Source organism: Clostridium sp. 'deep sea', assembly GCF_014931565.1.
GTDB lineage: Bacteria > Bacillota > UBA994 > PWPR01 > PWPR01.
Genome location: NZ_CP063353.1, coordinates 3,783,530 through 3,798,177 on the forward strand (window position 1 = coordinate 3,783,530; position 14,648 = coordinate 3,798,177).

Here is a 14,648-nt window from a genome sequence, read left to right on the forward strand (position 1 = left end):
TTTTGATTATGGTCTTTAATAGAGTTAAGTATAAATGTTTATAAGGAGGAGAGTTATTTGGATGTAAAAATTGAAATTAGAGCTATGGAAGAAGCTGATTTAGATCAAGCTTTAGATTTATGGAAAGTATCTTTTAATGCTGGTTTTTCATCGAGTTTTGATACAAAAGATAGATTAAGCTACTATTTAAACAGAAACCCCTCTTTAAGTTCTGTGGCATGTTTAGAAAACGGTAAACTTGTTGCAGCACTTTTATGTGGTCATGATGGTAGGCGAGGCTCTATATATCACACTGCCGTATATAATGAATACCGAAAAAAAGGTATTGGCAGAAAAATGGAAGAGCGTTCTTTATTAGAGCTAAATAAAATAGGCATTACTACAGGTTTTCTTTTTATAAATACTAACAATCCTGGCTCTAAAAATTTTTGGCAATCACTAGGGTGGAAAGTTATTAATGATGTAAAGAGACTGTAAATATTTCTGTGTCTAAATAAGTTTGCTTAAAATCTGACAACAAAAACAAAGAAGAAACTAATTTAAATATAGAATTGCCAAAATCAAAGATTTTATGTATAAAAATAAATGATTTTGGCAATTTAATTTATGCTAGAATGTAATATTTTTTGAATTATTATATAAATACTTATCTATAGTTATTCTCATATGCATAACAATATCCTGTTCTGTGTACTCATAAATCTGGTCATCAACAATTGCATGAGAACCAAGGTCAAATAGTAACTTCACTTCAATATACTTAGGATAAAGATAAAATGACCTCTAAGTAACTTTTAAGATATTCTTTAGTAAGCGACATAAGCTCATCTTAAAGCAAAAGCAGCAAGCCTTTCGCCATAGAAAATCATCAGCTGATTAAGGACATTATCCCAATCCCTATATCTGGTAGTCCATTTTTCCATAATATTTTGACTAGCCAAATAAAGCATTTTTTCAAGTGATTTATTAGTTGGAAAGACTGACTTAGTTTTAGTTACTTTTCTAAACTGTCTATGAACACCCTCAATAATATTGGTAGTATACATAATTCTTCTAATTGCTAAAGGAAACTTGAAAAATGGAGATAGTATATCCCAATTTGACTCCCAACTAGTTATAGCGTATGGGTATTTCTTGCTCCACTTTTCACCTAGCTCAGTAAGAGTTTCAAAAGCAACTTCTTCATTGACTGCTCTATATACTTGTTTGAAATCTCTAGCAAACTCTTTTCTATCCTTATAATTAACAAATTTAAAGGTGTATCTTAACTGATGTATAATACATCTTTGTACTTCAGCGTTTGGATATGAGGCTTGTATGGCTTCTTTTAGACCTTTTAACCCGTCTATACTAAATATTAGCACATCTTTGACTCCTCGGTTCTTGAGTGAATTAAGTATTGTTAGCCAGAACTTTGAAGATTCATTTTCACCTATCCAGATACCTAATATGTCTTTTTTACCATCAATTGTTACTCCTAATACTACATAAGCTGCTTTACTCTTAATTTGACCATCTTCTCTCACTTTATAGTGAATTGCATCCATAAATACAAATGGATAGATGTCGTCTAAAGGTCTATTTTGCCATTCATTTATTTTAGGAATAATTTTATCTGTTATTTTACTAACCATTTCTGCTGATAATTTTATACCATATATGTCTTTTAGTTGGTCATGTATATCTCTTGTTGACATACCTCTAGCATATAGTGATATTACATTTTCTTCTATACCTGAAATATCTCGTTTATGCTTAGGTACTACCTTAGGTTCAAATTCTCCATCTCGATCCCTAGGTACTTCAATTGCTAGTTCCCCATATTTTGTTTTTACTTTTTTTGAGGTATAGCCATTACGTTTGTTCTTTGTTTGTTTATCCTTACGCTCTCTTTTTTCATATCCTAAGCTTGTCTCTAACTCTACTTCAAGCATTTCCTGTAGGGTATCTTTGAATAGGTCTCTTAAATAGTTATGCACATCTTCTGATGTTTGTAGTTTACCTTCACTAATTATCTCTCTTAGCAATTGCTGACGTGCTGTTTTCATTAAAAAAACTCCTTTTCTGGCTTCTCTTTGCTAAGTATTGCCAGATTAGAGTTTCTTTAGACACAAAATTTTTTACATACCCGATGTAAAATATTTATATAAGCAGTTTTAAATAACTAATTTTTTAGGGTAATAAAAAAACTTTCACTATCATAATTAATGTTATATTATTAATTATTACTGTGAAAGCCTTTTTAATTTAACCTACTAAAAAATCAAGCTTAACTATTGCTTTTAATTATCAACTTGCCAGCCTATTGCATTTTGCTGAGTTCTCCACATTGTGTAGTATTTTTGTTTGTAGCTTAATAATTCAGCGTGAGTTCCTTTTTCTCTAATTGTTCCATTATCAAAAACAACTATTTGATCTGCATTTTTAATGGTTTTTAATCTATGTGCAATAACAATTATAGTTTTGTTTTTTAGTAACTCTGAAATTGCATTTTGAATAAATATTTCATTTTCGGGATCTAAAGAAGCGGTTGCTTCATCTAATAAAACAATAGGTGCATCTTTAAGTATAGCCCTTGCAATAGATATTCTTTGCTGTTCGCCACCCGACAAGGTTGAGCCGTTTTCACCAACTATAGTATCGTAGCCTTGTGGTAACTTACTAATAAAATCGTGACAATTTGATTTTTTTGCTGCTTCAATAACTTCTTTATAAGTAGCATTTGATCTGCCTATTAAAATGTTATTGTAAATTGTATCTCTAAATAAAATAACATTTTGGAAAACCATACTAATCTCTTGTAATAATCTATCGGCATCAAGCTCTTTAATTTTTAAACCCCCAATTTTTATGTCTCCACTATTGGTATCAAAAAATCGAGCGATTAAATGTGTCATGGTAGTTTTTCCTGAGCCCGATGGACCCACAAAAGCTGTTAACGTATTTTCCTTTATAGATAAGTTAATACCTTTTAATACTGAAGTACTTTTATAGGAAAAATTAACGTTATTAAATACTATATCGTGGTTTGAAAAATCAACATCTGTTTTGGTACCGTCTAAAACTTTTTCATTTAAAATACTTTGTACACTGTTGCCAGCAATTGTTAGGTACTTAATTTTTATAGAATTAATTGCTAATGTTTTTAAGTTTTCAAAATACTTAGAGCTAATAATCATAAAAATAATAAGTGTTTTGGCGCTTAAAGCACCACCAATCATTTGGTAGGCTCCCACTAAAATTAATAACACTAATCCAAAGTCAATAGCAATTCCTGTTAGTACCATTATAGGGCTGAGATTTCCTTCAATGTTTAAGCTTTTTACTTTAAAATCATTCATTTTTTCTGTTAAGTCATCGAATTTTTTGCTAGAGTTATTAAAAGACTTAATGTATTTAATGCCCTGTATAAACTCCAGTAATCCATCAGATAATCGGTTAGATGATTCATAAAGTTCTGATCCATGCAAACCCATTACTCTTCTACTAATAATTAACATAACAAATGCAATAGGGATTGTTATTAAAACAGTCCACACTAGTTTAATGTCTATAAAAGCAAGCACTATGCTTACAAATATTGTTAATACAAAAGTAGAAACTAATTCTGTTAAAAATATTGTTATTAACATCTCTAATCTATTAATACACTCAAGTGTTTTATTAGATAAGCTTCCTATATCGTTATTATTAAAGAAGCCCAGAGATAGTTTTCTGATATGTTCACCTACACGTAACCGTAAATCTCTTATCATCATAGCGCCACTTTTTCTGACAAAGTTTATAGAAAAAAATGAAACTATTGCTCTCAATACAACACTAACTACTATAGCTAACACGTAAGTATGAGCTTTTGCTAGGGTAAAATTGTTATCTATTATACTACTTAAAATAAAATATAAAACACAAAATGGCACTGCACCTAAAAGGGCTTCCAGGGTTGAGATAAACGATATTTGATATAACTTTGAGTTATTGTTATTTGATATCATTTTTAATATTTTTAGCATGTCTTTACCTCCTGCAATTTGTACTCTTTTTTTAGGTTATCACCAATTGTCCAATCAACAGAAGAGCAATGCATATCCCACATTTTTTTATAGAATCCGTTATTAGCAATTAACTCATTTTGTTTTCCTTTTTCAATTATTTGTCCTTCATTAAACACTAATATTTGATTACAGTGTTGGATAGTTGAAAGCCTATGAGCTATTATTATTACGGTCTTATTTTTAAGCAAGAAGTTTAAGGCACTCTGAATTTTAGCCTCGTTTTCAGTATCAGCATAAGAGGTAGCTTCGTCGAGTATGATTATGGGGGAATCTTTAACCAGAGCTCTAGCAATTGCAATACGTTGTTTTTCTCCTCCGCTTAAATAAGTACCATTAGCCCCTATTACAGTGTTGTACCCATTTTTTAGCTTGGTAATAAAATCATGGGCCTGAGCTTTTTGGGCCATTTCTATAACCATTTGTTCACTAATAGAAGTATCGCCCATTCTAATATTCTCCAGAATACTATCATTAAACATAAAAACATCTTGAAAAACAAAACTTACAGATTTCATTAAAGTTTCGCTTTTAATATTTTTTATATTAATACCACCTATGGTTATCTCACCTTTATCAATATCCCAAAATCTTGGAATTAATTTTCCTACAGTTGTTTTACCTGCTCCAGATGGACCAACTAGTGCAGTAATCGTTTTTTCTTTTACTTTAAAATTAATATTATCTAGTATTTTTTTTGGGCCATAACTAAAAGAAACATTATTAAATTCTACATCATAATTCTCAACCGCTAAATATATTCCATTGTCTTCAATTTCTTGCTCAGCCATAATAGCATTAATTTTTTCTACCCCTTTTAATATCTGAGTAATATTTGAGCCAAAGCCATTGAGCTGTTTCATAAATCGAGCGAGCCCTAATCCAATGAACATAAACATTAAAAAGGTTGTTAAAGTGATACTATTTGATAAAAACATATACATGCCAACGGGAAGAACAAACAAAATACCCCCATCCATAAGAATAGTGTAGAGTGCTATAAAGGGTCCCGCGGATTTTGTCCATGCTATCCAAAAATCTCGATATTTATCTGCCTCAAGTTTGTATTGTTTAAAGGAATGCACTGATTGATTAAAAGCTTTAATAATGGGCATACCCCTTATAAAGTCAATAATTGTAATGTTCATGTTTGACTTTAGCTTAAAAAACTCATTTAGTTTTTTAGCATCAATTATCATTCTTATCCGCTGAATTGCTACACCCAATACTGTTGGCAAAATGCTTAAAAGGGCTAATGGTATATTGAATGTTGCCAGCCATACAAATATTAGAATAGGTAAAAATAATGCAGAAGCTAAATCTACTAAGTTATGAGCTAAAAATTCCTCAATAGCTTCAATATCACCCATCATTATTTTTTTTATTACTCCAGAGCTAGTTTTGCTGTAATAACCTAAAGGCAGCCTTAACATTTTTTTTGCTAAATCTACCCTTAAATCATACAAAATATTATAGGCTGCAATGTGCGATTGTTTCATTGCTATACCAGATAATATTACTTGAAAAAGGATAAACAAGGCAGCTATCCAGCCAAGCTTATAAAACTCGGTTGCTATAAAAGGGGGATTCATGGCTTTATCAATAATGATATAGGCAATATAAAATGGTCCTAATGAACACAAAGAACTGATAAACATTAGCAGAGCAGATAAAGCAATACGAAGATTTCCTTTTTTAGATACCGAAAGTAAACGCTTAATAGAACTTGTTTTGGTTTTCATATCTTCACCTCAATTTTATTTAGATACACTTATTTACAGATAATGAAAATGATAATCTTTATCGATTAGCTGTAATTCTAGCACATCACTTTCGGTAAAGATGTATCTGGTGATACAGGTAATATCAATTAATATTAAGTTTTATTTAGAAGTGAAAGTATCTTAACAAACCTTATCTTTAACTTATATTAAGTCTTAAGTATGATAAAGAAAACTTTTAAAAGTGTATCTGGAGATACTAGTTGCTCAAAAAAAACGTGATAAACTAAAATTAATGACAATGATAATCAATATCAATAAGCTACATATCACATAAGGAAGGTCTACATGAGAACAAGTGAAGATAATAAAAAATTTTGGGAAGAGTACAGAAAAGATCGTAATAAAAAATGGGTTGTCATAATTGCATTAATAATTTCATGTATAACGATTGCCTTAATTGCAACTACTATTGGACCATTTGAAATATCTGTTAAACAATCATTATGGGTGGTTGTTAATAATATGTTTCGGGGGATAAGTAATTGTGCACGTTCAAGTATTGTAAAAGTAGTTTGGCTTGTACGTGTTCCAAGAATTTTAACAGCTTTGTTAGTAGGTTTTAGTTTGGCTGTTGCTGGTGCTGTAATGCAACCTGTATTACGTAACCCAATGGCTAGTCCATTCACTTTAGGTATTTCATCGGGAGCCAGTTTTGGTGCTGCAATTGCTATTATATTAGGTAAAAGTATTGGTAAAGGTTCATATGCAATTATTGTAAATGCTTTTGTGTTTTCATTGTTATCATCAGTAATAATTTTGTTAGTGTCGAAAAGAAAGGGAACAACAGCTGAAATGATGATTTTAGTAGGTGTAGCATTGTCCTATTTTTTTAGTGCCTGTACCTCTGTAATCCAATACTTTGCAGAATCATGGCAGACAGCTGAAGTTGTATTTTGGATGGTTGGAAGTTTAGCAAAAGGAACCTGGGATACCTTAGCAATTATGTTTCCGGTAGCATTAGTATGTATTCCTTTTTTAATGATAAAAGCAAAAGAATTAAATACTATTAGCTCAGGTGATAATGAAGCAAAAAGCATGGGTATTAATGTGCAGAGAACAAGAATTATATTAATGATTGTTACATCTTTATTAACTGCTACAACTATCTGTTTTACTGGTGCAATAGGTTTTGTAGGGCTAATTGCTCCACATATTACCCGAATATTAATTGGTGGAGATAATAAGTTTGTTATTCCAATAGCTGGATTAATTGGAGCATTATTATTATTAATTGGTGATATTGTTGCCATGAATGTTATTGCACCTGTTATTATTCCTATTGGTGTTATGACATCTTTTATTGGAGTTCCTATGTTTATTTATTTAATTATTTCAAGAAGGGGGAATAACATTTGATAATTAACATTAAGGATTTGCAATTTGGCTACTCAAAAAAAGTAATATTAAATAATATATCACTTAGAATTAGGAGTGGAGAATGTGTATCGATATTAGGTCCTAATGGTGCTGGTAAATCCACTTTAATAAAGTGTATAGATGGATTGTTAACTCCTAATAAAGGCAGTGTTGTTGTTCATGATAAAAACATAAGGTTCATGAATAGAAGAGAGCTTTCTAAGCTTGTTAGTTATGTACCTCAGGTATCACAGAATAGATTTTCGTTAAAGGTTTTTGATATGGTTCTTATTGGAAGAAGTCCTCATATGACTTGGAGAAGTAGTTTTGAAGACAAAGAAAAGGCAATAAATGCTTTAAAACTATTAGGCATTGAAAACCTTGCAATGAGAAGCTTTAATGAGTTAAGTGGCGGACAACAGCAAAAAGTTATTATAGCAAGGGCCATAGCTCAAGAGACAAAAATACTGTTATTAGATGAAGCAATTAGTAATTTAGATATAAAACATCAGTTAGATGTAATGGAAATAGTTAAGCAGTTGGCTAGTAGATATGGAATATCAGTTGTTATGGTTGTGCATGATTTAAATATTGCATCGCGATATTCAGATAAAATTGTAATGATGAAAAAAGGTGAAATAGTTAAAGTGGGGGATCCTCATCAAGTACTCACCAAAAATAACATTGCAAATGTATATGGGGTAGATGCTTATGTTGGTAATATTGAGAGTAAACCACATATTGTGCCTTTAAAGGTTATGTGTGTTTAAAAATAGGAGGGGTAAGTATGAATAATATAAAGAGTAAAATTGTATTTTTTATAATACTGATTGCAGTAGTGATTTTTGCAGCTTATAGGACTCAACAGGCTAATAAAGCTATGGAAGAAGATACATCATCGCAGAGTATATCAATTGTAGATATTGCTGGTAGAGAGGTTGTTTTAGATCATAAAGCAGAAAAAATTGTTGATTTATCGGATTTGTTAGATGGTATTAGAACCTTGGTATTTTTAAATGAGCAAAATAGATTAATAGGCATTAGTGAAAAAAGTCACTCTGTTTTTAACTCCGATAAAATGTATAGTAAAAGCTATATTGTTGTAAAACAGGCTGCTCCAGAGCTTAAAATGGCTGAAACTGTTGGCTTGGTGAAGGAGCCTAATATAGAAAAAATAATACAATTAAATCCGGATGTTATTTTTATAGATTGGATGACAAAGGATAGTGCTGAAAGAATAGAAGCACAAACTGGAATTCCAGTTGTTTGTGTAGGTGGGCACGGTAGTTTGAATTTTAAAACTCTAAAAATTGTTGGCAAAATTATTGGTTTAGAAAGTAAAGCAGAAGAGCTAATAAGCTATGCTGATAGTAAACTAAAATTAATAGATGATGTTATTAGCTTAATACCCAACAATAAAAGAAAAAAGTTATTTTACTGGTCTCATCCTCGTATAGGTAATGCTCCAAAAACAAATGGAAACTATGAGGCTTTTGATTTAGCTGGAGGTAATAATTTAGCAAAAGACGGAGAGGTAATACCTAAAGGGCTTTTTGACGTTAGTAAAGAGCAAATTATAGCCTGGAATCCAGACTATATATTTTTACAATCTACTTTTACAGAAAAAGTAAAAGGCTGGAGTAAAGTTGAAGACCTAAAACAAGATGCGGTGATTCAAGAAACAAATGCTGTGGCAAATGACTGTGTATATGCAATAAGGGGTGAATTTGCTGGTTGGGACATAGCAACAGAAATTGCTGAGGTTTACTATATTGCAAAAATTTTGTATCCGGATTTATTTAAGGATTTAAATGTACAGCAGTCTGCAAATGAGATACTAAGAGAATTTTATGGCGTTGAAGGCTTGTATACAGATATGAGTAAATCTATAGGACTTTACGAGTGGAAATAAACTATATCATAAGTTAATTAACAATTTTGCAATGGCACAATTTTTTAGCAATTGTGCCATTTATAGTAATAGCAATAACTGCTTGAGTTTTTTATAATTAATAATCTTAATAACTCTTGAATCAAAAGAAATAATTTCTAAGCTTTCTAATGCACGCAATTCTCTTGAGAGCGAAGTTCTGGAGATATTTAAGTGCTCGGCCCAATCTTTTTTAGAAAAGGGCAGAGTTATCACTAATGAATTAGTACGCAAATACTCGTGGTATAAATAGCCTGCTATTTTTTCTTGAATAGAATTCAAAGAAAGTATTCCAGTGCATTTTTTTAATACTATTATATAATTTGAAATTGCAGTAAGTAGGTTTAAATTAAGTTGTTTATCATTGTTAAGCAGTATTAATAGTTCATTATAAGCTATAAGTAAAATTTCGCAGCTACAGTTTGCAGTGAAAGTTTCGGGATAATCCTCTAATGTAGAAAATATGGAGTCCTCTCCAATTAAATCATAGGTTTTTTTTCTACTTATTAACAGGGCTTTTTTTCCTGATGGATAATTTTTTGTGACATCAACAGATCCAGATATAATAATTCCTAGGGTAGTTGCTTTTTGACATGCAGAAAATATAACATCATTTTTATTGTAGCATGAGGTTCTATAATTAATTTTTGATAATAATTTTTCAATCTCTAAACAAGTTTTATTGTTAAAAAGACAGCATTTTTGCAATTTATGGTATAAATTATTCATAATATCTACTCTCATTAGAATTATAATATTTGCTAAGAGTATAGCATAGCTATAATAAATTTTAAAGAAAACTGTTTCCTTAATATGGAATGATAATAATGACTACTATATTTATAGTTATAGTATCTCGAGATACAATGTCGAAGTAAAAAATGTATTACAATAAGTAAAAAGTGATAATGATATTCAATATTGAAGAGGAGGATGATTATGTATAGCATAGGTATTGATATTGGTTACTCAGCGGTTAAGATGGCGGTGATCGATAGTAGTAATAAAGTAATTTGTAATAAATATAGATTACACAAAGGTCATATTAAAGTTAATTTACTAGAAATAATAGAGGAACTAGCAAGTGAATATGATCTTAATAATATTAAGTATGGAGCATTAACAGGCAATGGAAGTAAAAAAATAGTAAAAGTAAGTTCATTAAGCTTTATTGATGAAATACCAGCAATGGTAGAGGCTGGATTAAAATTTAATAAAAACATAAAATCAATAATTCACATTGGAGGTCAAGGTGCTAAGTTTATTGCAGGTATAAATAAAGATAACAAGTCCCAGATTGAAGTAGCTATGAATAGTAACTGTGCCGCTGGTACAGGATCATTTTTAGAAGAGCAAATTTCACGACTTAATCTCAAGTTACAAGACTATTCATTGTATGCAAGTAAAGCAACAAAAATTCCCAGAATTGCAGGCAGATGTAGTGTATTTGCCAAAACAGATATAACACATCATCAACAAGAGGGTACTTCAGTAGAAGATATTTTATTGGGTCTGGCCTATGCAATGGTGAGAAATTATAAGGGATCAGTGGTTAGAAAACTACCTATTGGTAAACCCATTATGTTTACAGGTGGAGTTGCTTATAATCAAGGCATAATTATTGCAATTAAGGATATTTTTAAGCTAAAAGATAACGAGTTAGTAGTACCTAAAAATGCCATAAATAGCGTAGCGATTGGGGCTGCCAGTATTGCTTTAACAGAAAAAAAATTATTTAGTATAAAGGAACTGCTTAATATATTACAAATAGATGATTTTGAGTATCAAGAAGTAAGTACTGTAAAGCTTAAACCCCTAAACACCTATAACATAGATGATGCAAAAGATAAACATATTTGTAAAGTAGTAAGTAAAGTAGATAGTAGGCAGTGTTATCTTGGTATTGATATAGGTTCTACTAGTACAAATTTAGTTCTAATGAACAAAGCTAAAGAAATATTAGCTTATGAGTATTTAAAGACCTATGGTAAACCTCTTGAAACAATAAAAAAGGGTTTAAAACTGTTAATGAATAAATGTGATAATAATATACAAATAATTGGAACTGGTATTACTGGATCTGGTAGATATATGATAGGAAAACTGCTTAAAGTTGATATTATAAAAGATGAGATTACTGCTCAGGCAAAAGCAGCTATAACAATAGATAGTTCTGTAGACACCATATTTGAAATTGGTGGCCAAGATTCTAAATACATTAGTCTACAAAATGCAGTAGTGACTGATTTTCAAATGAATAAAATATGTGCAGCTGGAACAGGATCGTTTATTGAGGAACAGGCTAATAAATTTAATATACCTATAAATGATTTTGGCAAAGTTGCTTTAAATGGACTAAGCCCAATTGACTTAGGAGAACGATGTACAGTTTTTATGGAAACAAGTATTGCTTCAAGCATTTCAAAAGGAGCTAAAATACAGGACATAGCCTCTGGGCTTTGTTATTCTATAGTTCAAAATTATCTTAATAAAGTTGTAGGTAAAAAGAAAATTGGTAAAAAAATATTTTTTCAAGGTGGCGTAGCTTACAATCAGGGAGTTGTAAATGCTTTTCGTAATTTAATTGGAGATAAAATTGTAGTACCACCATTCTTTAGCGTAACTGGAGCATATGGCGTAGCTATAATTGCCAGTGAAGAGATGGTTTGTGAGACTCAATTTGTAGGATTTAATAAAGATATAAAGTTAGAAGTAAATGATAATAGGATAATTAGCAAACAAAAGCAAGTTACAGAGTTTGATAAAGAGTTAAAAAAAATAATTTTTAAGGATTATGATAAGTCAATAGCTGATAAAAAACAGACTGTAGGTATACCAAGAGCATTATTTACATTTGGAATGTTTCCACTATATAATGAATTTTTTAAAGAGCTAGGATTTAATGTACTGCTTTCAAGTGAATCAAATGAAAACACAGTAAGGTTATGCCAAGAATATTCTATGGAAGAAACATGTTTTCCCATGAAACTACTAAATGGCCACGTAGCAGAATTAATTGAGAAAAAAGTAGATTATATATTTATTCCAGATTTGTATACAGCAGATCATCCTGAGTCAAAATCAAGAAAAAATTACGGCTGTGCTTATATGCAATTAGCATTTAAAATGATTAATCAAGCTATGGAATTAGAGAAAAAAGGTATCTACTTATTATCTCCAACTTTAGCACCAAACTTAGGTACTGATTTTATGCAGAAAAGTTTTTTAAGCTTAGGAAAAGTACTTAATCGTAGCTCAGAAGAGATACTTAGGGCACTTAATAGGGGTTTTGCAGCAGTTAAAAAATTTAAAACAAACCTTGAGCAAAATGCTAAAAACAAAATTGCCCACCAAGATGAAAATAAACTAACCTTTGTAATTATCTCAAAAATATATGGTGTTCTTGATCCTGTCTTAAATACTGGGGTAGCAAAAAAACTTGAGAGTATGGGGTACAATGTAATTTTATTTACTGATTTAGTTCATTGTGATATTTATGATGACTACCCTAATATGTATTGGCCATTTAGTCAGCATATTCTAGCGGCAGCTAAGTATATAAAAAATAAAGCCAATATGTATGCAGTTTTTTTAACCCACCATGGCTGTGGTCCAGATTCCGTTGTTTCTCATTACTTTAGAAAAGAAATGCAGGCAAAGCCCTACTTGAATATTGAAGTTGATGAACACTCTTCGAATGTAGGCATAATTACTCGGGTAGAAGCTTTTGTTAATAGTTTGGGTCGAGTGCAAAATATAAATTATGTTATGGATGTTAATAAAAATAATAACAATAATAAGCCAGCCAAGCTTTACCTACAATATATGTATCCGTATTCAGACTTACTAAAAGAAACACTTAAAACTAGAGACATAAATGCTGATGTATTACCACTTACCTGTAAAAAATCATTGGCTATTGGCAGAAAATATACCTTAGGTCAAGAGTATTATTCCTTAACAATGTTATTAGGAGATGTATTTAAAAAGGTTAACGAGTTTAAAGACGTTAAGCAGCAAGATGAAGATAATATTGACTTCCTAATTTTTAGAACAGAAGGCTCAGAAGTAGAAGGACAATACAGCCAAATGGTTAAAACAATTTTAGCTGAAGAACAAATTACAGATATTGGTATTGTAGAACCCTTTATTGAGGATTTAGTAAATAGAGATGAGCGGGAGTTCACAATGCTTTGTAGATGTCTTTTAGCAGGAGACATTATTATGCTGGCTGATAAAAATGAAAGGCACAAATACCTGTTACAAGTAGTTGAGTTAGTTAAAAAGAATGAGCTTGATTTAAATCAACTTATAAGTTTCGCAACTGAAATAGCTGAAAGCCTAAAAACTAAACAATATAATAAAAAAATATTTGTTACTGGTGAGGCTACTATTATATTTAATGATTTTTTAAACAACTATACTTTAAAAAATCTTGAAGATCAAAACCATAAAATAATATATAACTCTATGAGTGAGTATATGTGGATGATTTGGCATGATTCAATAAGAGAAAGACAAGATAATACACAAGAGGTGCAAAAAAGGCTAAATAATTTTAAAAAAATGATAAAGTCAATAGCTTTATGCTTTAATTGTGCAAGTCCATTTGAAAAAGAGCTAGATAGTTTAACTGAAAAAGCCCAAAAATCAATGGGTTACTATGCTGGAGCAAATGGTAGATACAGAGCAGCAAAAATTTGTAGTGAATTAAATTCTATAGATGGAATTATTACTGTAAATTCAATATATGAAAATACAGGAGTTGCTTTAAATGTTGTACAAAGAGGATTCGATAAGGAAAATAATCTTGCAATATTAAATTTAACTTTTGATGGCAATGATAATGAAAATGATAAAAGTAAGTTATCTTCATTTTTATATTATTTATAATTTAGTAAATTAAGAGGTGATATATTATGAACAAATATAATGAGTGTAAACAAGGGCATAAGTTAGGTAGGCATAGAAAAGGACCAAGTAGTTTTCATATGCAAGATTACCAGTTAGTTTTTAATGAGTTGAAGCTAGAAGAAAATGAGGTATTTTTAGATTTAGGATGTGGTTCAGGTGACTATTCATTTGAGGCCTCAAAAAGAGTAGGTCAAAAAGGAATAGTTTATGCTATTGATGGAATGACGTCCATTATTACTAAGTTAAAAGAGCAGATGCAACAGAGTGGAATTAATAATATCATTGCCAAAGTTTCAGATATTACATCGAATATAGATCTAAAAGATAACTCTGTTGATGTTTGTTTTATTTGCACAGTGCTGCATTCGCTAGATATTGAGCTTGTTAAAGAAAGGTTATTTAATGAAATTTGCAGGGTTTTAAAACCTGGGGCACGTATGTTTATAGTAGAGTGTAAAAAAGAACGAATGGGTTTTGGACCACCGTTGCATGTTCGAATATCTGCTGATAATTTAGATAAATTAGTAGAAAAATATAATTTTGAAAAAGTAAATTATGTTGATTTTGGTTACAACTATATGAATCAATATATATTTAAATAAACTTTTTAAAATA

Annotated in this window: 11 protein-coding genes; 6 read left to right on the forward strand and 5 right to left on the reverse strand. The window is 30.5% G+C overall.

Annotated elements, in window-relative coordinates; all coding sequences use genetic code 11:
- Positions 1 to 57: 57 nt before the first annotated feature.
- Positions 58 to 477, forward strand: coding sequence for a GNAT family N-acetyltransferase (locus IMX26_RS17480; protein WP_195159637.1), 420 nt, complete (start codon positions 58 to 60; stop codon positions 475 to 477).
- Positions 478 to 609: 132 nt separating this feature from the next.
- Here the strand turns inward: IMX26_RS17480 and IMX26_RS17485 are convergent, their stop codons facing one another.
- From IMX26_RS17485 to IMX26_RS17500, 4 genes are all read right to left on the reverse strand, one after another.
- Positions 610 to 750 carry a hypothetical protein gene (locus IMX26_RS17485; protein ID WP_195159638.1) on the reverse strand — a complete coding sequence of 47 codons (141 nt, stop codon included), beginning with the start codon at positions 748 to 750 and terminating at the stop codon, positions 610 to 612.
- A gap of 74 nt (positions 751 to 824) precedes the next feature.
- The gene (locus tag IMX26_RS17490; protein WP_195159639.1) at positions 825 to 2,048 is read right to left on the reverse strand and encodes an IS256 family transposase; all 1,224 of its coding nucleotides are present in this window, start codon (positions 2,046 to 2,048) and stop codon (positions 825 to 827) included.
- Positions 2,049 to 2,282: 234 nt separating this feature from the next.
- On the reverse strand, positions 2,283 to 4,010 hold the full coding sequence (locus tag IMX26_RS17495; RefSeq protein WP_195159640.1) for an ABC transporter ATP-binding protein: 1,728 nt from the start codon (positions 4,008 to 4,010) through the stop codon (positions 2,283 to 2,285).
- Positions 4,004 to 5,791, reverse strand: coding sequence for an ABC transporter ATP-binding protein (locus tag IMX26_RS17500; protein WP_195159641.1), 1,788 nt, complete (start codon positions 5,789 to 5,791; stop codon positions 4,004 to 4,006). The genes IMX26_RS17495 and IMX26_RS17500 overlap by 7 nt, the downstream gene beginning before the upstream one ends.
- Positions 5,792 to 6,118: 327 nt before the next feature.
- On the opposite strand from IMX26_RS17500, the gene IMX26_RS17505 reads away from it, so the two are divergent.
- From IMX26_RS17505 to IMX26_RS17515, 3 genes are read left to right on the forward strand one after another with little or no spacing between them, the layout of a single operon-like run.
- The gene (locus IMX26_RS17505; RefSeq protein ID WP_195159642.1) at positions 6,119 to 7,189 is read left to right on the forward strand and encodes an iron ABC transporter permease; all 1,071 of its coding nucleotides are present in this window, start codon (positions 6,119 to 6,121) and stop codon (positions 7,187 to 7,189) included.
- Positions 7,186 to 7,959, forward strand: coding sequence for an ABC transporter ATP-binding protein (locus tag IMX26_RS17510; RefSeq protein ID WP_195159643.1), 774 nt, complete (start codon positions 7,186 to 7,188; stop codon positions 7,957 to 7,959). Before IMX26_RS17505 ends, IMX26_RS17510 begins: the two co-directional genes overlap by 4 nt.
- Positions 7,960 to 7,976: 17 nt before the next feature.
- Complete coding sequence (locus tag IMX26_RS17515; protein WP_195159644.1) at positions 7,977 to 9,101, forward strand: ABC transporter substrate-binding protein; 1,125 nt, start codon at positions 7,977 to 7,979, stop codon at positions 9,099 to 9,101.
- Between the two features lie 60 nt (positions 9,102 to 9,161).
- Here IMX26_RS17515 and IMX26_RS17520 read toward each other — a convergent pair whose 3' ends face one another.
- Positions 9,162 to 9,863: a Crp/Fnr family transcriptional regulator gene (locus IMX26_RS17520; RefSeq protein WP_195159645.1), complete on the reverse strand. Its 702-nt coding sequence runs from the start codon at positions 9,861 to 9,863 to the stop codon at positions 9,162 to 9,164.
- Between the two features lie 195 nt (positions 9,864 to 10,058).
- Between IMX26_RS17520 and IMX26_RS17525 the strand changes: the two genes are divergently transcribed.
- Entirely contained in the window at positions 10,059 to 14,012 is a 3,954-nt protein-coding gene (locus tag IMX26_RS17525) for an acyl-CoA dehydratase activase (protein ID WP_195159646.1), read from the forward strand.
- A gap of 26 nt (positions 14,013 to 14,038) precedes the next feature.
- Complete coding sequence (locus IMX26_RS17530) at positions 14,039 to 14,635, forward strand: methyltransferase domain-containing protein (protein WP_195159647.1); 597 nt, start codon at positions 14,039 to 14,041, stop codon at positions 14,633 to 14,635.
- Positions 14,636 to 14,648 lie beyond the last annotated feature (13 nt).